General features: G+C 70.9%; 20 protein-coding genes and 1 tRNA gene. 6 read left to right on the forward strand and 15 right to left on the reverse strand.

Going from position 1 to position 23,167, the window contains the following annotated elements:
- Positions 1-18: 18 nt before the first annotated feature.
- A complete protein-coding gene (locus ACIHEI_RS24405) occupies positions 19-1,476 on the forward strand; it encodes an aldehyde dehydrogenase family protein (RefSeq protein ID WP_387645795.1) in 1,458 nt (485 codons plus the stop codon).
- A 150-nt stretch (positions 1,477-1,626) separates the two neighbouring features.
- On the opposite strand, the gene ACIHEI_RS24410 is transcribed toward ACIHEI_RS24405, so the two are convergent.
- The 6 genes from ACIHEI_RS24410 to ACIHEI_RS24435 all read right to left on the reverse strand — a co-directional run bounded on the left by ACIHEI_RS24410 (position 1,627) and on the right by ACIHEI_RS24435 (position 6,766).
- On the reverse strand, positions 1,627-1,785 hold the full coding sequence (locus tag ACIHEI_RS24410; protein ID WP_396608078.1) for a hypothetical protein: 159 nt from the start codon (positions 1,783-1,785) through the stop codon (positions 1,627-1,629).
- Complete coding sequence (locus ACIHEI_RS24415) at positions 1,746-2,252, reverse strand: hypothetical protein (protein ID WP_396608079.1); 507 nt, start codon at positions 2,250-2,252, stop codon at positions 1,746-1,748. The genes ACIHEI_RS24410 and ACIHEI_RS24415 overlap by 40 nt, the downstream gene beginning before the upstream one ends.
- A gap of 49 nt (positions 2,253-2,301) precedes the next feature.
- Positions 2,302-3,144 (reverse strand): hypothetical protein, encoded by an 843-nt coding sequence (locus ACIHEI_RS24420; RefSeq protein WP_396608080.1) that lies wholly within the window; start codon positions 3,142-3,144, stop codon positions 2,302-2,304.
- 226 nt (positions 3,145-3,370) lie between these two features.
- Positions 3,371-3,877, reverse strand: a complete 507-nt coding sequence (locus tag ACIHEI_RS24425; RefSeq protein WP_387863890.1) for a GNAT family N-acetyltransferase — start codon at positions 3,875-3,877, stop codon at positions 3,371-3,373.
- A gap of 9 nt (positions 3,878-3,886) precedes the next feature.
- A complete protein-coding gene (locus tag ACIHEI_RS24430; protein ID WP_396608081.1) occupies positions 3,887-4,804 on the reverse strand; it encodes a hypothetical protein in 918 nt (305 codons plus the stop codon).
- 126 nt (positions 4,805-4,930) lie between these two features.
- Complete coding sequence (locus tag ACIHEI_RS24435) at positions 4,931-6,766, reverse strand: bifunctional metallophosphatase/5'-nucleotidase (protein WP_392948571.1); 1,836 nt, start codon at positions 6,764-6,766, stop codon at positions 4,931-4,933.
- A gap of 555 nt (positions 6,767-7,321) precedes the next feature.
- Here ACIHEI_RS24435 and pyk point away from each other — a divergent pair.
- Positions 7,322-8,749, forward strand: coding sequence for a pyruvate kinase (pyk, locus tag ACIHEI_RS24440; protein ID WP_392948568.1), 1,428 nt, complete (start codon positions 7,322-7,324; stop codon positions 8,747-8,749).
- 47 nt (positions 8,750-8,796) lie between these two features.
- On the opposite strand, the gene ACIHEI_RS24445 is transcribed toward pyk, so the two are convergent.
- Positions 8,797-9,723 (reverse strand): NADP-dependent oxidoreductase, encoded by a 927-nt coding sequence (locus tag ACIHEI_RS24445; RefSeq protein WP_396608082.1) that lies wholly within the window; start codon positions 9,721-9,723, stop codon positions 8,797-8,799.
- A gap of 149 nt (positions 9,724-9,872) precedes the next feature.
- Here ACIHEI_RS24445 and ACIHEI_RS24450 point away from each other — a divergent pair, with 149 nt between their 5' ends.
- Positions 9,873-11,192: a LuxR C-terminal-related transcriptional regulator gene (locus ACIHEI_RS24450; RefSeq protein ID WP_396608083.1), complete on the forward strand. Its 1,320-nt coding sequence runs from the start codon at positions 9,873-9,875 to the stop codon at positions 11,190-11,192.
- Between the two features lie 113 nt (positions 11,193-11,305).
- Here the strand turns inward: ACIHEI_RS24450 and ACIHEI_RS24455 are convergent.
- Positions 11,306-11,379 (reverse strand) — tRNA-Leu (locus tag ACIHEI_RS24455).
- Between the two features lie 98 nt (positions 11,380-11,477).
- Here ACIHEI_RS24455 and ACIHEI_RS24460 point away from each other — a divergent pair.
- The gene (locus ACIHEI_RS24460) at positions 11,478-12,131 is read left to right on the forward strand and encodes an ANTAR domain-containing response regulator (RefSeq protein ID WP_387645771.1); all 654 of its coding nucleotides are present in this window, start codon (positions 11,478-11,480) and stop codon (positions 12,129-12,131) included.
- 65 nt (positions 12,132-12,196) lie between these two features.
- Here ACIHEI_RS24460 and ACIHEI_RS24465 read toward each other — a convergent pair whose 3' ends face one another.
- The 7 genes from ACIHEI_RS24465 to ACIHEI_RS24495 all read right to left on the reverse strand — a co-directional run bounded on the left by ACIHEI_RS24465 (position 12,197) and on the right by ACIHEI_RS24495 (position 19,432).
- The gene (locus ACIHEI_RS24465) at positions 12,197-12,913 is read right to left on the reverse strand and encodes an ABC transporter ATP-binding protein (protein WP_396608084.1); all 717 of its coding nucleotides are present in this window, start codon (positions 12,911-12,913) and stop codon (positions 12,197-12,199) included.
- Positions 12,910-13,734, reverse strand: a complete 825-nt coding sequence (locus ACIHEI_RS24470) for an ABC transporter ATP-binding protein (protein WP_387645993.1) — start codon at positions 13,732-13,734, stop codon at positions 12,910-12,912. Before ACIHEI_RS24470 ends, ACIHEI_RS24465 begins: the two co-directional genes overlap by 4 nt.
- Positions 13,735-13,739: 5 nt before the next feature.
- Complete coding sequence (locus tag ACIHEI_RS24475) at positions 13,740-15,686, reverse strand: branched-chain amino acid ABC transporter permease (protein WP_396608085.1); 1,947 nt, start codon at positions 15,684-15,686, stop codon at positions 13,740-13,742.
- Between the two features lie 5 nt (positions 15,687-15,691).
- The gene (locus tag ACIHEI_RS24480; protein ID WP_387645765.1) at positions 15,692-16,621 is read right to left on the reverse strand and encodes a branched-chain amino acid ABC transporter permease; all 930 of its coding nucleotides are present in this window, start codon (positions 16,619-16,621) and stop codon (positions 15,692-15,694) included.
- A gap of 84 nt (positions 16,622-16,705) precedes the next feature.
- A complete protein-coding gene (locus tag ACIHEI_RS24485) occupies positions 16,706-17,938 on the reverse strand; it encodes an ABC transporter substrate-binding protein (protein WP_387645762.1) in 1,233 nt (410 codons plus the stop codon).
- 289 nt (positions 17,939-18,227) lie between these two features.
- On the reverse strand, positions 18,228-18,893 hold the full coding sequence (locus ACIHEI_RS24490; protein ID WP_396608086.1) for a Tat pathway signal sequence domain protein: 666 nt from the start codon (positions 18,891-18,893) through the stop codon (positions 18,228-18,230).
- A gap of 86 nt (positions 18,894-18,979) precedes the next feature.
- On the reverse strand, positions 18,980-19,432 hold the full coding sequence (locus tag ACIHEI_RS24495; protein WP_073813597.1) for a PaaI family thioesterase: 453 nt from the start codon (positions 19,430-19,432) through the stop codon (positions 18,980-18,982).
- Between the two features lie 202 nt (positions 19,433-19,634).
- Between ACIHEI_RS24495 and polA the strand changes: the two genes are divergently transcribed.
- Complete coding sequence (polA, locus tag ACIHEI_RS24500) at positions 19,635-22,319, forward strand: DNA polymerase I (RefSeq protein ID WP_396608108.1); 2,685 nt, start codon at positions 19,635-19,637, stop codon at positions 22,317-22,319.
- A 40-nt stretch (positions 22,320-22,359) separates the two neighbouring features.
- Complete coding sequence (locus ACIHEI_RS24505) at positions 22,360-23,130, forward strand: GNAT family N-acetyltransferase (RefSeq protein WP_396608087.1); 771 nt, start codon at positions 22,360-22,362, stop codon at positions 23,128-23,130.
- Positions 23,131-23,167: the final 37 nt, after the last annotated feature.

Here is a 23,167-nt window from a genome sequence, read left to right on the forward strand (position 1 = left end):
AGCGCCGAAAGGGATCGCATGTCCTTGATCGCGGAACTCGCCCAGCAGTACATCGACGGCCAGTGGCGGCCGGGAACCGGCTCCTGGGACATCGTGGACCTCGATCCCTTCAGCGGGGAGAAGCTGGCCTCGTTCACCGTCGCCACCGCCGAGGAGATCGACCAGGCCTACCGCGCCGCCGAGCGGGCCCAGCCCGCCTGGGCCGCCACCAGCCCCTACGAGCGCCGACTGGTCTTCGAGCGGGCACTGCAGGTGGTGGAGGCCCGCGAGGCCGAGATCCTCGAGGTGATGACCGTCGAACTCGGCGGCACCCTGATGAAGTCCGCGTTCGAACTCTCGCTGGTCAAGGACATGCTGCGGGAGTCCATGACGACCGCGATGCGCGTCGAGGGCAAGATCCTGCCCTCCCCGGTGCCCGGCAAGGAGAACCGCCTCTACCGCCTGCCGGTCGGCGTGGTCGGCGTGATCAGCCCGTTCAACGCCCCCGTCTTCCTGTCGCTGAAGGCCGTCGCGCCCGCGCTCGCACTCGGCAACGCGGTCGTCCTCAAGCCCCACCAGGACGCGCCGGTGGCCGGCGGCACCCTGATCGCCAAGATCTTCGAGGAGGCCGGGCTGCCCGCCGGCCTGCTCAACGTCGTCCTCACCGACATCGCCGAGATCGGCGACGTGTTCATCGAGCACCCCGTGCCCAAGGTGATCGCCTTCACCGGCTCCGACACCGTCGGCCGGCACGTCGCCACCGTCGCCGCGAGCCACCTGAAGCGGACCGTGCTCGAACTCGGCGGCAACAGCGCCCTCGTGGTGCTCGACGACGCGGACGTCGACTACGCGGTGGACGCTGCGGTGGCCAGCCGCTTCGTCCACCAGGGGCAGATCTGCATGGCCGCCAACCGGATCCTGGTGGACCGTTCGCTGTTCGCCGAGTTCAGCGAGAAGTTCACCGCGAAGGTCGCCTCCCTGCGGGCCGGCGACCCCGGCGACCCGGACACCCAGCTCGGGCCGCTCATCAACTCCGCGCAGGCCGAGTCGATCACCGCGGAGGTCTCCCAGGCGATCGCGGCCGGCGCTCGGCCGCTGCTGCACGGGGTGACCGTGGGCACGCTGGTGAAGCCGACGGTCCTGACGGACATTCCGGCGGACGCGCCGATTCTGCAGCGTGAGATCTTCGGGCCCGTTGCGCTGCTGATTCCGTTCGACGGCGAGGACGAGGCCGTCCGGATCGCCAACGACACGCCCTTCGGCCTGTCCGGGGCCGTTCACACCGCGGACGTCGAGCGCGGCGTGCGGTTCGCGCAGCGCATCGACACCGGGATGATCCACGTCAACGACGGGACCATCGCGGACGAGCCGCTGGTGCCGTTCGGGGGGCAGAAGAACTCGGGGCTGGGGCGACTGAACGGTGAGACCAGCGTGGACGCGTTCACGACGGTGAAGTGGATCTCGATTCAGCACGGGCGGTCGCGCTTCCCGTTCTAGGAGTTGCTGCCCGTCCCCGCAAGGTCGCGATCGATGGCAAGTCATTGCCCTGCGTCGCGATCTTGCGGTCGGGTGCCTTCCGCTTCGCGCGTGCCGCCCCCTCGGCTTCCTTGGGGGTACCCCCAGCGCCCCCGGTTTCGCGCCCGCCAGCTACGTGTTGTAGGGCAGGCGGACCGAGATGGCGAGGATCGCGCCGTGCGCCGGGTACGCGGCGGAGAGCTGGGTGTGGCTGTACGGCTGCCAGTCCACGAAGTGCCTGGTCTCGAGCGTCAGGTCGTGCGCGGCCGTTCCGTCGTCGATGGTCGGCAAGTGGGGGCCTGGGCCACCTCGACCGTCCCGATCGGGAAGGGGCCGCCGCCGGCGCCCGGTGGGACCGCGAAGGCGGAGGGGATCGGCAGGGTGTACCGCACAGTGGCCACGTTCGGTCGGGCGGCTGCCTTCGCGAGCTCGGCCGCGGTCGCGTCGCCGGGTGGGCGGTGGGTGTAGTCGAGGTCCGCGACCAGGCCGGGCTGATCCCCTGCGTTGTTGGTGGGCTTCCATCCTTCGTCGGCGAGGGCTGTATCGAGCTGGGCGAGGTGCTCGCGGAAGTCGCCGTCGAAGGCCAGGTAGGCGGTGCCGGTTCTGGTGCACATCACCGGGGTCCAGGTCCGGCGGGTGAAGCCGGTGTTGGCCGGGTAGGTCTCGCAGATGTCCGCCACGGTTGTCCCCAGGTGGGTCGCCCAGGGCAACGCGGTGCGCAGCTGGGCGAGTTGCTGGTCCACGTGGGCGGTGACCAAGAGGTCCGCCGCGCGGGCGGTGTGCGACCGGGCGGCGCCGAGTCGGGTGTCAGTGCTGCGCGGGCAGTGCCTGCGGGCGGCCGTCGGCGAGGCCGAGGACGGCGCGGGTGCCGAGAGGGTGGGAGAGACGGAACTCGACCGGGGTGGCGCGGAGGGCGGCGTCGCAGACGTGGTCGGGGTCGGGGGTGACGGTGGCGGTGCGGCCGATCAGGACGACGGCCTGGTCGGTCTCGTAGACCTCGCCGGGCAGGAGGGTGGAGCAAGTGCCGTGCGGGACAGTGGCGGTGAGGACCAGGCCGTCGCTGGAGACCGAGCGCAGCCAGGTGGAGCCGGGTTCGGAGTTGGGGCCGTGCGCCGGGCCGGCCGGGGCCTGGGGGAGGACGGCGGGGTAGCGGAACGGCCGGTCGTAGCCAGTGATGGTGAACTCCCAGACGGGGATGGTCGCTTGGCCGCGGCTGGTGGCCACGGTGGTGGTACCGGGCTGGACGGCGGTGATGGTCAGCCGGCCGCCGCAGTCGCCGGGGCAGACCCTGCCCTTCTCGGTCAGTGAGTCGAGGACGGCCTGTGCGGTGCGCTGCGGCAGGGTCAGCCGGGAGCCGTCCGCGAACTGCACCTCGGCGGTGTCGGAGACGGCGACCGGCAGGGTGGTCTTCAGGTCGAAGTGGCCGGAGTAGTAGGCGGCCTTGTCGTCGCCGCTGTGGAACGCGCCGTCGGCCAGCCACTCGGTGGTGTCCTCGGTGGGGAAGTAGCCGTGTTCCCAAGCCTGTTGGGCGGGCGAGCCGGGCCAGGCGGCCGTCACCTCCGCCGCCCGCCGGGCCGCGTCGCCGGTGGCGGGGTGCACCTCGGGGCCGGCGGGGACCGGGCTGGGCGCGAGTGCCGCGTTGCTTCCCACTGCCGGTGTCTGTGTCGGCGAGGTGCTCGCGCACCCGCCCAGCAGTAGCGCCATTGCCACCGTTGCCACGGCGATCCGTCCACGCATGTCCATCGTCCCCTCAACGTCCGTATCTCGATCGCGAGTTGGACGGGGCACCCGGTGATCCGGTTCCGTGGAACGCGGCGGGGGCCGGCTGCGTGCAGGTCCCGGGCCCCCGGATTCGCGCCCGCCTGCGTTTCGCCTCCTATTGGCCGAGGCGGAACGCTTCCATCTCGGTTTCGTACCAGCGGTCGGTGCGGCCGAGTGGCGTCATGCCCAGGCGGTGGCAGACCGCCATCGAGCGGGTGTTGTCCGGGCGGACGACGGCGTACAGCTCCGTGAGTCCGTCGGCGAAGGCGCGGTCGCGGATCGCGGCCGCGGCCTCCGTCGCGTAGCCGTGCCCCCAGCTGTCCGGGTGGAAGTGCCAGCCGATCTCGATCTCGCCGGCGCCGTCCGGGATCGGGATCAGCAGCAGCGTCCCGGCGATCACGCCGGTCTCGCGGACCTCGACCGCCCAGACGCCGTACCGGCCGTCCGGTGTGCAGCGGGAGCGGAAGCGGGCGATGATCCCGTCCGCTTCGGCGGGCTCGGTGAGGGCGCGGGGTTCGCGGCCGAGCCAACGGGCCACCTCCCAGCGGGAGTACAGGTCGAAGGCGCGGTCGCGGTCGGCGGGTTCCCAGGGGCGCAGGGTGAGGCGGTCGGTGATCAGCATGCGGTCAGGCTAGTGCGCTGCCACGGTCTGCGGGCGGCCGTCGCCGAGGCCGAGGACGGGGCGGAGGCCGAGGGGGCGGGAGAGGCGGAACTCGACCGCGGTGGAGAGTAGGATGGCGGTGCACGGCCCGTCGGACTTGTCCGGGGTGGTGCGGCCGATCAGGACGACGGCCTGGTCGGTCTCGTGGACCTCGCCGGGCAGGACGCTGTCGCAACTGCCGTGCGGCACCGAGGCGGTGAGGACCAGGCCGTCGGGGGAGGCCTTGCGCAGCCAGGTGGTGGCGGGGTCGGTGTCGGATCCGGGCGCCGGACCGGCCTGGGCCTGGGGGAGGACGGCGGGGTAGCGGAAGGGGTGGTCGTAGCCGGTGATGGTGAACTCCCATACCGGGATGGTCGCTTGGCCGCGACTGGTGGCCACGGTGGTGGTGCCGGGCTGGACGGCGGTGACAGCCAGCCGGTAGCACTGGGCGGGGCAGGGGTTGCTGTGTTCGGTCAGTGAGTCGAGGACGGCCTGTGCGGTGCGCTGCGGCAGGGTCAGCCGGGTGCCGTCCGCGAACCGGACCTCGGCGGTGCCGGACACGGCGACCGGCAGCGTGGTCTTCAGGTCGAAGTGGTGGGAATAGTAGGCGGCCTTGTCGTCGTCGCTGTGGAACGCCCCCTCGGGCATCCACACGGTGGAGTCCTCGGTCGGGAAGTAGCCGTGTTCCCAGACCTGTTGGGTGGGCGAGCCGGGCCAGGCAGCGGTCAGTTCCGCCGCTCGCTCGGCCGCCTCGCCGGTGGCGGGGCGCACCTCCGGTCCGGCCGTGATCAGGCTCGGCCTGGGTGCCGCCTTCGGGCTGCTCCCCGGTGTCGGCGTCCCCGAGTTGTCCGTGCACCCGCCGAGCAGCAGTGCCACTGCCACTGTCGTCATCGCGATCCGTCCGCGCATGTCCATTGCCCCCTCAATGTCCGTGCCTCGATTGTGAGTTGGACGGACCAAGGGGCACAACGGTTCCGGAGACCGGGACAGGGGCCGTCCGGACGATTGTCCGAACGGCCCCTGGGCGAGCGGGACTTAGAAGACCGGCACGCCGGCGCGGACCAGGCGCCAGCCGGACTGGCCGTAGAAGTCGGCCGGGTCGATGACGCCCTTGGCCTTCACCCAGGCGATCATGGTGTTGCGGATCTCCTCGGAGTTCGCCCACACCTGCTGCGCCTTGGCGACGTGCGGGAAGTTGCCGCCGCCGTTGGCCCGGTAGTTGTTGACGGCGAGGACGAACTGCGCGGTCGGGTCGACCGGCTTGCCCTGGTACGACAGGTTGACGATGCGGCTGCCGACGGGCTGCGCGATGTCGATGTCGTAGCTGACGCCGTAGAGCGAGTCGTAGTTGTAGTCGGGCGTGTTGTTGGCCTGGTTGGTCAGGGTGTCCAGGTTGATCGGCGCGCCCGGGGCGACCTGGGCGAAGTACTTGGCGGAGTACTCCAGGTAGTCCTTGATCTGGGCGCCCGTCAGGATCCGGGCCTCCAGGGTGTTCTCGTAGATGTACAGGCCGGCCGCGTCGCGCAGCTTGACCTCCCCGGCCGGGATGACCGCGGTGCGGTTGAACGGCGCGGTCTGGGCGATCACCGGCAGGCTCGCGTACTGGCCGCCGGCCAGCGCGGTGCGCACGGCGTCGGCCTGGACGCGGCCGATCAGGTCGATGATCGGGGTGTCCTTGAACCGGGACTCGGCGATGGAGAGGCTCTCCTTGCAGGTGCCGATGACCTGGTTGACGTACGCGACGACCTTCTTGTGCTGGGCGTCGACCAGCTTGACGATCTTCTGGTCCTCGGCGACGGTGTTGGAGTTCAGCAGCCGCGAGGTGACGCCGGTGACGGTCCACTGGCCGCGGGCGAACTCGACCTCGAAGTCGAAGCAGGTCAGGCGCTCGCCCCAGCACAGCGGCTCGGACAGCACGACGTTCTTGCCGGTCTGGGTGTTGACCACGATCCGCTGCGCGATCTCCTTGTGGGCGTGGCCCACCAGCACCGCGTCGATGCCCGGGACGGTGGCGGCCATCGCGGCGCCCGCGTTCTCCGCGTAGGGCAGCTGGTCGCCCCAGGAGGACGGGTCGTCGACGCCGGTGTGCGCGGAGACCACGACCACGTCGGCGCCGGCGGCGCGCAGCTTCGGCACCCACTTGGCGGCGACCTCGGGGATGCCCGGGAAGGTCAGCTTGCCCTGGACGTTGGCCTTGTCCCAGATCGCGATGCCCGGGTTGGTGAGGCCGAGGATGCCGACCCGGATCGGGCGGCCGTGGCCGAGGTGCAGCTCGCGGATCACGTAGGGCGGGAAGGCCGGCTTGTCGTCCTTGGCGTTCAGCGCGTTGGCGCCGAGCAGCGGGAAGTCCAGCTGGTCCTGGTAGGCGCGCAGCAGCGGGATGCCGTAGTTGAACTCGTGGTTGCCGAGCGCGGCGGCGTCGTAGCCCATGGCGTTCATCGCGGCGGCCATCGGGTGGACCGGGGCGCGCTTGCCGGTGATCGGCTCGACCCGGGCGTAGTAGTAGGACAGCTGGGTGCCCTGGATGGTGTCGCCGGCGTCGATCAGCAGGGTGTGGCCGCGGCCCTTCTCGGCGCGGACCTGCTCGACCAGGGTGGAGACCTTGGCCAGGCCGACGTCGTTGTGGGCCTTGTCGTCGAACTCGGAGTCGGTGAAGTACTCCCAGTTGAAGACGTGGCCGTGCAGGTCGGTGGTGCCCATCACGGTGAAGCTCGCCTTGAACGGGACGGGGCCCCGGCCGCGGAACTCGTCCTGGTTCTGGTCCGCCGCGGCGGCGGGGGTGGCCACGGCGGCGGTCAGGCCGCCGGCCAGGGCGGCACCGGCCGCGGTGGCGGCGGAGCGGGTGACGAAGTCACGGCGGTTCAGGGACATCAAGACTCCAAGTCGGGCGTACGGGCCGTCAGGCGGACATGGCGGTGGGACGGCTGACCCCCCGCCACCTGCCGCGACGCGCGTAGAAAACGCGTGTGGCAGTCTGCCCTCTTCTCGCCTCCGGTACCAGCCCCGCGAGCTTTCCAACAGGTGAGATCTGGGCAACTCACCCGTGACGCCGCCCCATCCGTCCGCACGACTGTGCGTCAATCGAAGGCGTGGGAATTCACCCGGTTCCGGCCGCCGGTCGTGCAGGCCGGAGGGGTATGCGCGACGGTGCGTCCGGTCGGCGAAAACCGAGCCGACCGGCGCCTGCCGCCGGGCCGGCGGGAAGTCAGGTCTGTGGAGCAGGTGTGAGACCGATGGGCGGCGCTCCGTCCCGCAGCCGGTGACCCGGGTCGGCAGTCGGCTGCGAAGCAGAAAGCCCGACTCGCGAGGGCCGGCGGCCACCGGTTCCGGCCGGTGGAAGATGTCAACAAATCTTTCGCCAACTGTCATGGGAGGATTGGCCGGAAGCGCGTTGTTACGGCTCGGTAATGCCATAGTTTCGGAGCCATGCGCCGAGCAAAAATCGTCTGTACTCTCGGGCCTGCCGCAGACTCGTACGACCAGATCAAGGCCCTGGTCGACGCCGGCATGGACATCGCCCGACTGAATCTCAGCCACGGCTCCCACGCGGAGCACGAGGAGCGTTACCACCGGGTCCGCAAGGCCTCGGACGAGACAGGCCGCAGCGTCGGGGTGCTCGCCGACCTGCAGGGCCCGAAGATCCGGCTGAGCACCTTCGCCGACGGCCCCGTGCTGCTGGAACGCGGCGACGAGTTCACCATCACCACCGACGACGTCCCCGGCGACCGGGACATCTGCGGCACCACGTACAAGGGCCTGGCCGCCGACGTGTCGCGCGGCGAGCGGATCCTGGTCGACGACGGCCGGGTCTGCCTGGAGGTCACCCACGTCGAGGGCCCCCGGGTGCACTGCATCGTCATCGAAGGAGGCCTGGTCTCCGACCACAAGGGCCTCAACCTGCCCGGAGTCGCCGTCTCCGTGCCCGCGCTCTCCGACAAGGACGTCGAAGACCTGCGCTGGGCACTGCGGACCGGCGCCGACATCATCGCGCTGTCGTTCGTGCGCAGCGGGAAGGACGTCGAGGAGGTGCACCGGGTGATGGCCGAGGAGGGCCGCCGGATCCCGGTCATCGCCAAGATCGAGAAGCCGCAGGCGGTGGACAACCTGGACTCCATCGTGGACGCCTTCGACGGTCTGATGGTCGCCCGCGGTGACCTCGGCGTCGAACTCCCGATGGAGCAGGTGCCGATCGTCCAGAAGCGGGCGATCAAGCTGGCCAAGCGCAACGCCAAGCCGGTGATCGTCGCCACCCAGATGCTGGACTCGATGATCAACGCCTCCCGGCCGACCCGCGCCGAGGCGTCCGACGTCGCCAACGCGGTGCTCGACGGCACCGACGCGCTGATGCTGTCCGGCGAGACCTCGGTCGGCAAGTACCCGGTGGAGACGGTCAGGACCATGGCCCGGATCGTCGAGGCCGTCGAGTCCGACGTGCTGGCCGCCGGGCTGCCGCCGCTCACCGGGAAGGGAAAGCCGCGCACCCAGGGCGGCGCGGTCGCCCGGGCCGCCGCCGAGATCGGCGACTTCCTGGACGCCAAGTACCTGATCGCGTTCACCCAGAGCGGCGACACCGCCCGCCGGCTGACCCGCTACCGCTCGCCGATCCCGGTCCTGGCGTTCACCTACGAGCCCGCCGTGCGCAGCCAGTTGGCGCTCACCTGGGGCGTGGAGACCTTCCTCGGCCCGTACGTCACCACCACCGACGAGATGGTCGCCCAGGTCGACGCCCAACTGATCGGCCTGGGCCGCTGCGAGCGCGGCGACATCGTGGTGATCACCGCCGGCTCCCCGCCCGGCCTGGCCGGCTCCACCAACCTGGTGCGGGTGCACCACGTGGGCGAGCTGGACAACTGACGGCGCAAGGGCCGCCCCCCGGAGGGCGGCCCTTCTCGCGTGGGGTGTCACACCGTCAGGACGATCTTGCCGCGCAGGTGGCCGTGCTCGCTGATCCGGTGCGCCTCGGCCGCGTCCGCGAGCGGCAGCACCCGGTGGATCGGCAGCACCAGGGTGCCCGCCCCGTGCAGCGCCAGCGCGGCCGCGAACGCCCGCGGGTGGTACTGCTCGACCTCGTCGCCGCCGGTGAAACGGACGCCGTGCTGCTGGCCGGCCATCGGCGAGGTGATGGTCAGCACCCGGTCCGCGCTGCCGGTCAGTTCGATCGACACCGGCACCTCGTCGGCCTTCCCGGACGCGTCCAGCGCCCGGTCCACCCCGCCCGGGGCCGCCGCCCGCACCCGCTCGGCCAGACCCTCGCCGTACGCCACCGGGATCGCGCCCAGCGACCGCAGGTACTCGTGGTTGGGCTCGCTCGCGGTGCCCACCACGGTGATGCCGCGGGCCCGGGCGAACTGCAGCAGCAGCGTGCCGACACCGCCGGCCGCGCCGTGCACCAGCAGCGTCTCGCCCGGCCGCACACCCAGCACGCCGAGGATCCGCTCGGAGGTCTCCGCCGCCACCGGCAGCGCCGCCGCCTCCGCCCAGCTCAGCGAGGCCGGCTTGCGGGCCAGCAACTCGGCATCCACCAGGGCGTGTTCGGCGTAACCGCCACCGTGCACCGAACCGAACACCTCGTCCCCGACGGCGAACTCGGTCACCTCCGCGCCGACGGCCTCCACCACGCCCGCCACCTCGTGGCCCGGCACCCACGGGAAGGAGATCGGGAAGAAACCGTCCAGCATGCCGCTGCGCAGCTTGTGGTCCAGCGGGTTGACGCCCACCGCACGGATCGCGACCCGCACCTGGCGCGGACCCGGCACGGGCAGGTCGAGGTCGATCGGGCGCAGCACGTCCGGGTCGCCGTACTGTGCGAAAGCAATGGCCTTGGTCATGGCAATGTCCTTGGAATCGAGGGGAGTTGGTTGCTCCGACGAGTTCCATCCTGGTCCCGCGGCAAGCACTGCCCGGCCAGCCTTTCGGCCAGTTCGACCTGGCCGAAAAGCCAGGGCCGTCACGCGGCGCCCGAACTAGGCTGACGGGTATGGACGAGACCGCCCCCTGGGCCCGCCCGCAGGACGCGCTGGCCCGCGTCGTCGAGGTGCTGCGCGAACCCCGCCCCGGCCTGCTGGCGCGGCTGTCCGAGGTGCTCGAACCGCTGGTCCCGCACGTCGCGGCCGCCCAGCTCAGCGGCGTCTGCGCGTACTCGCCGGCGAACACCGTCGGGCCTCCGGAGTTCGCCGACGCCTTCGGCAGCCTGGTGATCTCCCGGCTCGGCGAGCGCGCCCTGACCGAGGCCGGGCCCGGCCGCCCCTGGCAGGGGAAGGCCCAACTCGCCGGGGCCGAGCGGCCGTTGGTGGTGGTCACCACCACGCCGGGCGCCGGCAAGGGCGCCGTCCTGGTGCTGGTCCGGCCGGACGACCGGCCGCTCACTACGGACGCGCTGGAGATCCTGCAACCACTGTGGGACCTGCTCGTCGCCCACTCCGAACACCGCGCCACCGACGCCGCCCCCGCCCAGGCCGCCGTCTCCCGGGTCTCCGCCAACGCCCGCGCCTGGGCCATCGCCAAATCCACCGGCGCCCACAGCGCCGCGCTCACCGCCATCCTCGCCCCGCTGCGCTCCGCCGACCTGGACGACGCCGCCGCCCGCCGAGCCGCCACCGAACTCGCCGTCACCGCCCTGCTCGACGTGCGCCGCTCCGCCGACCTGGACCGCACCCTCAGCGAGGAACCCGCGGACGCCGCGTTCGCCCGGCTGGCCCGCGAACTGCGCCCGCTGCTGCGCCACACCCGGATCCGCCTCGACGTCGCACCTCCGGCGGACGCCGCCCGCTCCGTCCCCGCCGACCTGGCGCACACCGCGCGGGACGCCGTCCGGGCCGCCGTGCTGGTGATGCTCGACCAGGAGAAGCCCGCGCGGCTGCACGTCAGTTGGCAGTTCACTCCCGACGCGATCCTGCGCGCGGTGGTGCGCGGCGACGGCCTCGGCGTGCTGGCGGCCGACGCGCTGGGCGTGCACCGCACCGCGGAGCGGATCGCCGCGCTGGGCGGCCGCAGCACCGTCGAGGCCGTCCCCGGCTGGGGCGCCACCGTCACCGTGGACCTGCCGCTCGCACTGCCCGAACCCGCCGCGGCCGGCGGCCCGCTGGACGGCCTTCAGGCCCGCGAGTTGGAAGTCCTCGACCAGCTCGCCCGGGGCCGCCGCAACCGGGACATCGCCGCCGCGCTGCACATCAGCGAGTCCACGGTGAAGTTCCACGTCGCCAACATCCTGGCCAAACTCGCCGTCACCTCCCGCGGCGAGGCCGCCGCCCTCGCCCACCGGGCCGGCCTGCCCGGCGGACTGCACCTGGCGTCCTAGGGGCTGTCTCGCCGGGTGAGACGGTCGGTCCGCAAAAACAGCGACGCCGCCGCAGTGTGATCACTGCGGCGGCGCACACTCCAAGGTCGGTGACCATGGAATCGAAGAGAAAGTGCCCCGAGTGGGATTCGAACCCACACCGGACGGTGTTTGAGACCGTTGCCTCTGCCGATTGGGCTATCGGGGCCCAACGGTTAGAAGGTCAAACCCCCCACCGTGGTGAACCAAACATACCGTGTCTGGGTAGGCTCGTGCATGCAGCACCCCGCCGGACCGAGGAGCCCCGTGAGCACCGCCGACGAGCAGGCCCAGCCGCTTGACACCGACTTGCCCCAGATCACCCGAATCGTCATCGCCGAGGACGAGGCACTGATCCGCCTCGACCTCAAGGAGATGCTGGAGGAGGAGGGCTACACCGTCGTCGGTGAGGCCGGTGACGGTGCGACGGCGCTCCGGCTGGTCGAGGAGCTCAGGCCCGACCTGGCCATCCTGGACGTCAAGATGCCGGTGCTGGACGGCCTGTCCGCCGCCGAGCGGATCCACGAGCAGCACCTGGCCCCGGTGCTGATGCTCACCGCCTTCTCGCAGCGCGAACTGGTCGACCGGGCGCGCGACGCCGGCGCGATGGCGTACATCGTGAAGCCGTTCAGCAAGAGCGACCTGGTGCCGGCGATCGAGATGGCGGTCTCCCGCTACACCGAGATGCGCACCCTGGAGCAGGAGATCGCGGACCTCTCGCAGCGCCTGGAGACCCGCAAGCTGGTCGACCGGGCGAAGAGCGTGCTGCAGACCAAGTTCGGACTGAACGAGCCCGCCGCGTTCCGCTGGATCCAGAAGACCTCGATGGACCGCCGGATGACCATGGCCGCCGTCGCCGAGGCCGTGATCGAGGAGGGCGCCGCCCAGGACCGCAAGCAGGCCGAGGCCACCGAGGGCTGAGCCCACCCGAACGCCAAGGTGCCCGCCGTCGGAGGTCCGACGGCGGGCACCTTGCTGACGGAGGGTCAGTCCTCGCCCAGGTACGAGCGGCGCACCGTGTCGTCGCGGAGCAGTTCCGCGCCCGTGCCGGAGAGGGTGATCTCGCCGGTGGTCATCACGAACGCGCGGTCCGAGAGCGACAGCGCGGCCTGCGCGTTCTGCTCCACCAGCAGGATGGTGGTGCCGGTGGCGCGCAGTTCGATGATGGTCGCCATGATCTTCTGCATCATCAGCGGCGACAGGCCCATCGACGGCTCGTCCAGCATCAGCAGCTTCGGACGGGACATCAGCGCCCGGCCCATCGCCAGCATCTGCTGCTCGCCGCCGGAGAGCGTGCCGGCGGCCTGCTTCCGTCGTTCGGCGAGGATCGGGAACAGCGTGCAGGCCCGTTCCACGTCCTCCGTGATGCCCGCCTGGTCGCGGCGCAGGAACGCGCCGAGCAGCAGGTTCTCCTCGATGGTCATCCGGGGGAAGATGTGCCGGCCCTCGGGGGAGTGGGCCAGGCCCAGGGCGACGATCCTGTGCGCGGGCACGGTGTCGATCGGCTCGCCCTGGAAGGTGATCCTGCCCGCGGTCGGCCGGAGCAGGCCGGACAGGGTGCGCAGGGTGGTGGTCTTGCCGGCGCCGTTGGTGCCGATCAGGGTGGTGACCTCGCCCTGTTCGACGGTGAAGCTGATGCCCTTGACGGCCTCGATCTTTCCGTAGGCGACGCGAAGGTCCTCGACCTCCAGCAGAGCGGTCACTGGTCGGCCTCCGTTGCGGTGGTGTCTTCGAGCGGGGCACCCAGGTAGGCGGTGACGACCCGCTCGTCGTTCTGGACGGTCTCCCGGTCGCCCTCGACGATCTTCTGGCCCTGCACCAGCACCGCCGTGCGGTCGCACAGGTTGAAGATGAACTTCATGTCGTGCTCGATCACCAGGATCGCGATGCCGAGGTCCCGGATCGCGAACACCAGCTCCTCGGCGGCCCGGGTCTCCTGCGGGTTCATGCCCGCGGTCGGCTCGTCCAGCAGCAGCAGCCCGGGCTCGGAGGCCAGCGCCCGGGCGATCTCCAGCTTGCGCTGCTCGCCGTAGGGCAGGTTGCGGGCCAGGTGCTCGGACTTCGCGGCCAGGCCGCAGAACTCCAGCAGTTCCATGGCCCGTTCGCGGCTCTCGGCCTCGGCCCGCCGGTAGCCGGGGCCGCGGACGATCGCCGAGAACAGGCCCTCCTTGGTGCGGGTGTGCCGGCCCACCAGGACGTTCTCCAGCACCGTCATGTTGGAGAACAGCCGGATGTTCTGGAAGGTCCGGGCGATGCCCGCCTGGGTGACCAGGTGCGGCTTGGGCGGCAGCACCTTGCCCTTGTACATGACGGTGCCCGCGGTCGGGACGTACAGCCCGGTCAGGCAGTTGAAGAAGGTGGTCTTGCCGGCGCCGTTCGGGCCGATCAGGCCGACGATCTCGCCCTGGCGGACCGTCAGGTTGACCTGGTTGACGGCGGTCAGGCCGCCGAAGCGCATCACCACGTTGCTGGCGGTCAGCACGGGTTCGGCGAGCGGCGCGGCGGGCGCGGTGTCGGTGGTCATGGTGCTCACGCCCCTGCCTTCGAGAGTGCGTCGTCGGTCGGGCCGCCCTGCGCGGGCAGCTCGGCCTCGTGGAACTCCAACTTCTGCCGGCGGTTGGCGATCAGCCCCTCGGGGCGGAAGCGCATCAGCAGGATCAGCGCGACGCCGAACGCCAGCAGCTGGTAGGACTGCAGGAACTGGAGCTTCGCCGGGATCAGGAACAGCAGCGCCGCGCCGACCAGCGGACCGCTGATGGTGCCCATGCCGCCGAGGATCACCGCGGCCAGCAGGAACGCCGAGTTCGGCGGGACCGGCCCGGCGAACTGGTACTGGTCGGGGGAGACCGCGCCCGCCACGTGCGCCTGCACCGCGCCGGCCAGACCGGCCAGGGTGGCGCCCAGCGCGAAGGCGATCAGCTTCACCCGGAAGCCGTTGATGCCCATCGCCTCGGCCGCCGTCTCGTCCTCGCGGATCGCCACCCAGGCGCGGCCGATCCGGGAGTTGGCGACCCGGCCGAACACCACCACGACGATGGCGGTGACCACCAGCATCAGCAGCAGGTAGTTGCCGAACTTGCCGAGCTGGACGAAGCCGAAGTCGTGCGGCTGACCGAAGTCGAAGCCGAACAGGTTGACGTCGGGGATCGCCGCGACGCCGTTCGGGCCGTTGGTCAGGCTCGGGCCGGAGCGGCCGTCCAGGTTGTTCATGGCGATCCGGAAGATCTCACCGAAGCCGAGCGTGACGATCGCCAGGTAGTCGCCGCGCAGCCGCAGCGTCGGGGCGCCGATCACCACGCCGAACACCAGCGCGGCCAGCGCGCCGATCAGCACCGCGAGCGGGAACGGCAGGTGCAGGCCGCGGAACACCGAGTACGGCGAACCGGAGACCAGCGCGGCCGCGTAGGCGCCGACGCCGAGGAAGGCCACGTAGCCGAGGTCCAGCAGACCGGCCAGGCCGACCACCACGTTCAGGCCGAGCGCCACCGTGGCGAAGATCAGGATGTTCGCCCCGATCAGCACGTACGTCTCGCTGCTCTGGGTGAACGGGAACGCGCCCGCGGCGGCGAACGCCGCGCCGGTGGTCACCGCGCGGTGCCGGGTGGTCAGTTCGCTCAGCCGGCCGACCGCGCCGCTGGCCAGCAGGGCGGCGGTGGCGAAGACCGCGAGCAGCAGGAAGCCGATGAACAGCTCGCCGTACTCGGTGGAGATGCCGAACTCGACCACGCCCAGGCCGAGCGCGAACACCGCGGTGATCACCAGGATCTCCGCCCAGGACGGCAGCGCGCGGGCGGCGGGCAGCGGGCGCTCGATCCGGCCGATCCGCAGCCAGGCGTCCAGCAGCTGCCAGAGCCGGAAGCCGAGGATCACGACCGGCACCGCGACGAAGAACCACAGGTTCTCGCTGAAGATCGGCCGGATCCCGGGCGGAACGGCGTTCAGCGCCCAGCCCTGGCCGAAGCCGACCCGCAGCACCAGCGCGACACCCGCGACCAGGTACCACCACCAGGCGACGGGGGCCTGCTTGACGGTGCGGCGGCGGTCCAGCGGCAGGCCGAGCGCGCCGAGCACGGCGAGCAGCGAGCCGACCGCGGCGACCCAGCCGCCCGGGTCGAGGTTGACCAGGCCGTCCAGCTCGACGGCGATCGCGATCACCGAGTACCAGCACACCGCGAGGGTGCCGAGGGCGGCGAACAGCACACCGTTGTGGCTGCCGGACGGGCTCAGCCAGCGCAGGCCCTTCAGCCCGCGGGCGGCGAGCGCCAGCAGCGCGGTCAGCAGGCCGCCGGCCAGTGCCAGCCACTGCAGGCCGGCCGGGGAACCGTAGTAGGTGAGGTCGCCGGGGAACCGGTCGGTCCAGGTCCAGGACATCGCCGCCGACGCGGCGGCCAGCACCCCGCCGGCCACCGCGGCGGCGAGCGCCGCGGTGCCGGGCAGCGGCAGAACGGGCTTGGTCTCGTGGGAAGTTGCTTTCATGGTGTTCACGCCCGATCCGCGACGCGCTCGCCGAGCAGGCCCTGTGGCCTGACCAGCAGCACGACGATCAGCAGGACGAACGCCCACACGTTGGCCCAGGCGCCGCCGCCGAGCTGGTGCATGCCGGGGACGTTCTGGATGTACGCGGTGGCCAGCGATTCGGCGACGCCGAGGACCAGCCCGCCGAGCATCGCGCCGTAGATGTTGCCGATGCCGCCCAGCACGGCGGCGGTGAAGGCCTTCAGACCGGCCAGGAAGCCCATCATGAAGTCGACCTGGCCGTACCGCAGACCGTGCGCCACGGCCGCGACCGCGGCGAAGGCCGCGCCCAGTGCGAAGGCGATCACGATGATCCGGTCGGTGTTGATGCCCATCAGCTTCGCGGTGTCCGGGTCCTGCGCGGTGGCCTGCATGGCCCGGCCGGTGCGGGTGAAGCGCACGAACGAGGCCAGGATCAGCATGCACAGCGGCGCCGCGGCCAGCAGGAACAGGTCGTTGCGCTGCAGGTGGAACAGGCCGAGGCTGACGTTGGCGCCCTCGAACTGCGGGAAGGAGATGGCCTTCTTGGCTCCCGGGTAGAACGCCCAGACCACCTGCTGCAGCGCGATGGACAGGCCGATCGCGGTGATCAGCGGGGCCAGCCGGGGCGCGGTCCGCAGCGGCCGGTAGGCGAACCGCTCGGCCGCGGTGGCGGTGAGCACGGAGGCGATCACGCCGCCCAGGATCATGACCGGCAGCGCCAGCCAGAGCGAAGTGCCGTGCGGCAGCGCGGCGTAGGCGGTCAGTGCCCCGAAGCCGCCGATCATGAAGATCTCGCCGTGGGCGAAGTTGATGAGTTGGACGATGCCGTAGACCATCGTGTACCCGATGGCGATCAGGCCGTACATCAGGCCGAGCATCAGTCCGTTGGCCAGGTTTTGCGGCAGTTCGTGCACCGCGGGCCTCCGTGGATAGGGGGGTATGAGGAGGCGGGGGGCACTTGTGGCGCCCCCCGCCGGACAGGCTGGTGCGGTGCGGAATCAGCCGGTGTAGGTACCGCTCTTGACCGCCTTCCACTCCCCGCCCTTGACGCTGTAGACGGTGAGCTGCTTGTTCGTGGTGTCGCCGTACTGGTCGAAGGAGACCTGGCCGGTGACGCCGGAGAAGTTCACCTTGGCCATCTCGGCCAGCACCTTGGTGCGCAGGTCGCTGGGCACCTTGCCGCCGTTGTGCTCGACCGCGGCCTTGACGGCCTCGATGAGCGACCACGCGGCGTCGTACGAGTAGCCGCCGTACGCGGAGTACGCGTCCTTGTAGCCGGCGGCCGAGTAGTCGGAGATGAAGGCCTTGGCGGAGGGCAGCTCCTCCACCGGGGCACCGACCGAGGTGGCCAGGTCACCGTCGCTGTTGTTGTTGGAGAGCTTGATGAACTCGGCGTCGAAGATGCCGTCGCCGCCCATCAGCGGGATCTTCGCGCCGGCCTTCTTGATCTGGTCGGAGAGCGGGCCGGCCTCCGGGTACTCGCCGCCGTAGTACACCGAGTCGGCGCCGGAGGCGGCGACCTTGGTGGCGACCGCGGAGAAGTCCTTGTCGTCCGGGTTGATGTGGTCGGTGCCGGCCACGGTGCCGCCGAGCTTCTTGAACTCCTCCTGGAAGATGGCCGCCAGGCCCGCGCCGTAGGTCTTCTTGTCGTCGATGACGTAGACCTTGGTCTTCTTCGCCTCGGTGAACAGGTACTGGGCGGCGTACTTGCCCTGCACCACGTCGGTGGTGGCGGTGCGGAAGTACGAGGCGTACGGGCGGGTGAACTTGCTGCTGCCCCAGTCCGGGCCGAGCGACAGCTCGGGGCTGGTGTTGGCCGGGGAGACCTGGGTCAGCTTGGCGTCGTTGAAGACCTTCTGCATGGTCTGCGAGACGCTGGAGTTCAGCGGGCCGACCACGCCGATGACGTCCTTCATGTCGACCAGGGCGGTGGCGTTCTGCTTGCCGGAGGTCGGGTTGGCCTGGTCGTCCTTGGCCTCGATGGAGAAGGTGACGCCGGGGACCAGGTTGTCCTTGTTGGCCTTCTTGGTGGCGAGTTCGGCCGAGTTCCTGATGCCCAGGCCCAGCGCGGACAGCTTGCCGCTGATCGGGGCGTCCACACCGATGACCACCTTGGTGGTGCCGCCGGCCTTCCCGCCCTCCGTGGACTTGTCACCGCGCGAGCCACAGGCCGAGAGGGTGAGCGCTCCGGTAACTGCAATGGTCACGACAAGAAGTGAGCTCTTTCGCACGACGGGGGTCTCCTTCTGGACGGAAGACACGCGCACAGGGCTGGCGGTGCCGGAACGCGTCGACCGAGCCCGAAAATCGGACAGACGGTGACTGGGCGTGACTCTAGACCGGGCGCGGCGGCTCGGGCAGAGGGGCGAGAGAGGCTGTGATTCTCTTGTTATGACCACGCCGGAAGTTGATCTCTGTGCGCGGTCGAAAAATCCCAGGTGGAGCCCTCGATTCCGGGCCCCACTCCGAGGAGTGAACGGTGAGGGTTCTCAACTCCCTGTTCAGGCTTGGGAACTCCGCTTATCGAACAGGTTTGTCCGGCGCGGTCGGGCTGGTCGTCGGCGTCCGATTATCGGGACTGTCGCAGGTGGCGTGCAGGGCGGCGGACAGGTCGCGGGCGTACGAGTCGCCCAGGATCTCGCTCTGGGTCTCGATGGCACGCGTGTTACGCAGCGTGACGTCGAGGAAGGGCATTCCGGCGTCCGCCGGGGCGGCCGAGCAGTCCGTCACCCGCAGGCCGACCCGCAGCGAGACCGTCTGCCCGGGCGGCACCGTCTGCGGCAGCCAGCCCGCCACCGCCACCGACAGCCCGCGGTAGCCCTGGCTCACCGCCAGCACGTCCACCGGGCCCGCGCTGGTGTTGTGCACTGTCAGCGACAGCGCGAACGAGTCCTGCCAGGACGGCAGCGGGCCGCCGTATTCGAACCGGGTGGCCTGCGAAGGGAACGGCAGTGCGAGCTCCGACGGCGCCGGGCCGGCCGCCGCCGAGCGGTCCAGCGCGTGACGGACGGTCAGCGCGAGCGCCAGCGCCAGCAACAGGCCGACCACCAGCGACTTCTGACGCAGACTCAGCAGGCGTGGTGGCTGGTCGGCGTTCCTCCGGAACTGCGTCCAGGTGCCCTCGCCCGGCTCCACCGGGCCGAGGAACCCTCCTGGTTCGCCCGGTCTTTCGCTCTCTGCGGACATGACGGCGCCCCCTCGTCCAGCCGAGATTTCCCCTACCGGGGAGTGGCCAAACACCGGGGGCGCGTAGGGAGTTGGGGATCTACGGGTTACAGGTCGCGCAGCATGCAGGTCAGTCGGCAGCTGGTGATCCGGCGGCCGGTGTCGTCCGTCACCGCGATCTCGTAGGTCGCCGCGGTGCGGCCCTTGAACACCGCCGTCGCCACGCCCGTCACCAGGCCGGAGGTGGCCGAGCGGTGGTGGGTGGCGTTCAGGTCCACGCCCACCGCGTAGCGGCCCGGGCCGGCGTGCAGCATCGCGCCGATCGACCCCAGGGTCTCCGCGAGCGCGGCCGAGGCGCCGCCGTGCAGCAGCCCGTACGGCTGCTGGTTGCCCTCCACCGGCATGGTGCCCACCACCCGGTCCGGGGAGGCCTCGACGATGGTGATGCCCAGCTTCTCGCCCAGGTGCCCACCGGAGAAGGTCTCCGGGCTCACCCCCAGCTTCGCGAAGTGGTCCAGCACGTCCTGGGGCACGTTCAGTACGGGCGCCGCGTCGGTCATGGTGCTCCTGTTCGGGGGTTCACTTCGTCTGTGCGCGTCGATCGTACGACTGTCTACCCGCCAGTAGGGAGGTGCTCCGCGCCGCGCCGGGAGATGTCGGCCACGGGCCATAGGATCGTGGAGGCAGTGCAATCCGGCAGGAACAGGACGTGACGTGGCGACACAGGGTGCAGGCAAGAGTGCGGCCGAACGGCCCCGGCTGATGCTGCTGGACGGGCATTCGATGGCCTACCGGGCCTTCTTCGCCCTGCCGGTGGAGAACTTCTCCACCACCACCGGCCAGCACACCAACGCGGTGTACGGCTTCACCTCGATGCTGGTCAACACCGTGCGCGACGAGGCACCCACCCACCTCGCGGTCGCCTTCGACCTCTCCCGGCAGACCTTCCGCGCCGCCGAGTTCCCCGACTACAAGGCCAACCGCGCCAAGACGCCCGACGAGTTCCGCAGCCAGATCCCGCTGATCGGCGAACTCCTCGACGCGATGCGGATCCCCCGGCTCACCGCCGAGGGCTTCGAGGCCGACGACATCATCGCCACCCTGGCCACCGCCGCCGCGGCCGAGGGCTTCGAGGTGCTCATCGTCACCGGCGACCGGGATTCGCTGCAGCTGGTCAACGAGCACGTCACCGTGCTCTACCCGACCAAGGGCGTCTCCGAGTTGACGCGCTACACCCCCGAGAAGGTCGCCGAGAAGTACGGCGTGCGCCCCGACCAGTACCCGGACCTCGCGGCGCTGCGCGGCGACCCGTCCGACAACCTGCCCGGCATCCCCGGCGTCGGCGAGAAGACCGCCGCGAAGTGGGTCAACCAGTTCGGCTCCTTCGAGGAGTTGGTCAACCGGGCCGACGAGGTCAAGGGCAAGATCGGCGAGAAGCTCCGCGAGCACCTCGACTCCGTCAAGCGCAACCGGGTCCTCACCGAGCTCGTCCGGGACGTCGAACTCCCGCTCGCCGTCCCGCAGTTGGAGCGCACGCCGTTCGACCGGGAGGAAATCGCCCGGCTGATGGAGGCGTTGGAGTTCCGCAACCCCAACTTCCGCGACCGGGTGCACGGCATCGACCCGGCCGGCGCCGAGAGCGCCGCCGCCGAGATCCCCACCGGCCCCGCCGTCGAGGGCGACCTGCTCACCGAACCCGGCGCGCTCACCGCCTGGCTGGAGGAGCACACCGGCAAGGGCGAACGCACCGCGCTCGCCGCCGACTACGCGTGGGCCCTCGGCGCGGGCGACGTCAAGCAGGTCGCGCTCGCCACCGGCACCGCCGCCGCCTGGTTCGACCCCGCCACGCTCGACGAGAACGACGACCGGGCGTTCACCGCCTGGCTCGCCGACCCCGAGCGCCCCAAGGCCCTGCACATCGCCAAGCAGGTCATCCGCGCCTTCGCCGAACAGGGCTGGCAGTTCGCCGGCGTCAGCGCCGACACCGCGCTCGCCGCCTACCTGGAGAAGCCCGGCCGCCGCACCTTCACCCTCGACGTCCTCGCCGAGGAGTACCTGGCCCGCTCGCTCGCCCCCGCAGCCGCCCAGGCCGAGACCGGCCAGCTCAGCTTCGACGCCGACGAGCCCGACCCCACCGCCGGTGCCCAGGCCCTGATGACCGAGGCCCGCGCCATCCACGACCTCGCCGAACTCTTCGACACCCGGCTCGCCGAGGTCGGCGCCGACAAGCTGTTCCACGACATGGAACTGCCCATCGCCGAACTCCTCGCCCGGATGGAGCGCTACGGCATCGCCGCCGACCGCGCCTGGCTGCAGGGCCTGGAAGCCCAGTTCGCCGCCGAGATCCAGCGCTGCGTCGAAGAGGCGCACGCCGCCGCCGGCCGCGAGTTCAACCTCGGCTCGCCCAAGCAGCTCCAGGAAATCCTGTTCGGCGACCTCAACCTGCCCAAGACCAAGAAGATCAAGACCGGCTACACCACCGACGCCGACGCCCTCACCTGGCTCGCCACCCAGACCGACAACGAACTCCCGGTCATCCTGCTCCGCCACCGCGACCAGGCCAAGCTGCGCACCACCGTCGAGGGCCTGCTCAAGACCGTCTCGCCGCAGGGCCGCATCCACACCACCTTCAACCAGATGGTCGCCGCCACCGGCCGGCTCTCCTCCCAGGACCCGAACCTGCAGAACATCCCCGTCCGCACCGAGGAGGGCCGCGCCATCCGCCGCGCCTTCGTGGTCGGCGAGGGCTACGAGTCGCTGCTCACCGCCGACTACTCGCAGATCGAACTGCGCATCATGGCGCACCTGTCCGAGGACGAGGCCCTGATCGAGGCCTTCGCCTCCGGCGAGGACCTGCACACCACCGTCGCCTCCCAGGTCTTCGCGGTCTGCCCCGACTCCGTCGACGCCGAGATGCGCCGCAAGATCAAGGCCATGTCGTACGGCCTCGCCTACGGCCTGTCCGCGTACGGCCTGTCCCAGCAGCTCGGCATCAAGCCCGGCGAGGCCCAGGGCCTGATGGACACCTACTTCGAGCGCTTCGGCGGCGTCCGCGACTACCTGCAGAACGTCGTCGAGGAGGCCCGCGCCGTCGGCTACACCGAGACCCTGCTCGGCCGCCGCCGCTACCTGCCCGACCTCACCAGCGACAACCGCCAGCGCCGCGAGATGGCCGAACGCATGGCCCTCAACGCCCCCATCCAGGGCTCCGCCGCCGACATCGTCAAGATCGCCATGCTCCGCGTCGACGAGGCCCTCCGCGCCGCCGACCTGAAGTCCCGCATGCTGCTCCAGGTCCACGACGAAATCGTCCTCGAACTCGCCCCCGGCGAGCGCGAACAGGTCGAAACCCTGGTCCGCGAACAGATGGCCGCCGCCTACCCGCTGCGCGCCCCGCTCGACGTCTCGGTCGGCATCGGCGCCAACTGGGAGGCCGCAGCCCACTGATCCCTTGCGGCGCGGCCCGGCCGGTCCCGAGACTGGCCCGGTGACCGAATCGCGCACCCCCTTCGCCGACAGGCCCACCCTGGTGGGCGAGAAGGTCCTCCTGCGTCCCGCCCGGCCGCAGGAGGACCTCTCCGCGCTCCGTACCACGCTCGACGCCCCGAAGGCCCCCGAACGGGCCAGGGCGACGGAGCGCCGCACCGTCAAGTGGTGGCACCGCAGCCGCAACAGGCAGGCCGACCGGCTCGACCTGATCGTTGTCGACCGGTCCACCGATCGCGGCGTCGGCGAGATCGTCCTCGACCAGTGGGACGAACCCAACAACTCCTGCACCCTCCGCATCGCCATCGCCCCCGACGGCCGCGACCGCGGCTTCGAGACCGAGGCCCTCCGCCTGCTCACCGACCACGCCTTCCGCGTCCTCGGCCTCCGCCGGGTCTCGCTCTCCGTCCGCATCCCCGGCCACAGCATCCAAAGCGCCTGCCAGCAGGCCGGGTTCAGAGTCGAGGGCGTCCGGCGGAAGGCCGTGCGGTACGGCGATCGGTGGGCAAACGTCATCGACATGGCGGCCCTCGCGGAGGACTGGGGCCACGAACTGCCGTCCGGTCCCGAGCCCGAGCGCACAGGCGACCCCGAGCTCAGGCTCACCGACGCCGAGTGGACCCGGCTCCGCGACTACCTGCGGCGCTACGTCATGACGGAGCTCGACCAATTCGAGAACTGGCGCATCGACACGCAGTACGGTCCGATCGCTGTGACATTCACCAACGACTTCCCGGAGGACGCGGACCATCGGATATGGCACGCGATCTGATCCGGCCGTCCAAATAATCCGATTGCGGTCGGTCGGC

The organism is Kitasatospora sp. NPDC051984 (assembly GCF_044593455.1).
GTDB lineage: Bacteria > Actinomycetota > Actinomycetes > Streptomycetales > Streptomycetaceae > Kitasatospora.

What these genes read in the sequence shown, in the direction of transcription:
- ACIHEI_RS24405 (WP_387645795.1), top strand. Translation starts at nt 19, where the DNA reads ATGTCCTTGATCGCGGAACTCGCCCAGCAGTACATCGACGGCCAGTGG.
- ACIHEI_RS24425 (WP_387863890.1), bottom strand. Translation starts at nt 3,877, where the DNA reads ATGCTGATCACCGACCGCCTCACCCTGCGCCCCTGGGAACCCGCCGAC.
- ACIHEI_RS24430 (WP_396608081.1), bottom strand. Translation starts at nt 4,804, where the DNA reads ATGCGCGGACGGATCGCGATGACGACAGTGGCAGTGGCACTGCTGCTC.
- ACIHEI_RS24435 (WP_392948571.1), bottom strand. Translation starts at nt 6,766, where the DNA reads ATGTCCCTGAACCGCCGTGACTTCGTCACCCGCTCCGCCGCCACCGCG.
- pyk (WP_392948568.1), top strand. Translation starts at nt 7,322, where the DNA reads ATGCGCCGAGCAAAAATCGTCTGTACTCTCGGGCCTGCCGCAGACTCG.
- ACIHEI_RS24445 (WP_396608082.1), bottom strand. Translation starts at nt 9,723, where the DNA reads ATGACCAAGGCCATTGCTTTCGCACAGTACGGCGACCCGGACGTGCTG.
- ACIHEI_RS24450 (WP_396608083.1), top strand. Translation starts at nt 9,873, where the DNA reads ATGGACGAGACCGCCCCCTGGGCCCGCCCGCAGGACGCGCTGGCCCGC.
- ACIHEI_RS24470 (WP_387645993.1), bottom strand. Translation starts at nt 13,734, where the DNA reads ATGACCACCGACACCGCGCCCGCCGCGCCGCTCGCCGAACCCGTGCTG.
- ACIHEI_RS24475 (WP_396608085.1), bottom strand. Translation starts at nt 15,686, where the DNA reads ATGAAAGCAACTTCCCACGAGACCAAGCCCGTTCTGCCGCTGCCCGGC.
- ACIHEI_RS24490 (WP_396608086.1), bottom strand. Translation starts at nt 18,893, where the DNA reads ATGTCCGCAGAGAGCGAAAGACCGGGCGAACCAGGAGGGTTCCTCGGC.
- ACIHEI_RS24495 (WP_073813597.1), bottom strand. Translation starts at nt 19,432, where the DNA reads ATGACCGACGCGGCGCCCGTACTGAACGTGCCCCAGGACGTGCTGGAC.
- polA (WP_396608108.1), top strand. Translation starts at nt 19,635, where the DNA reads ATGCTGCTGGACGGGCATTCGATGGCCTACCGGGCCTTCTTCGCCCTG.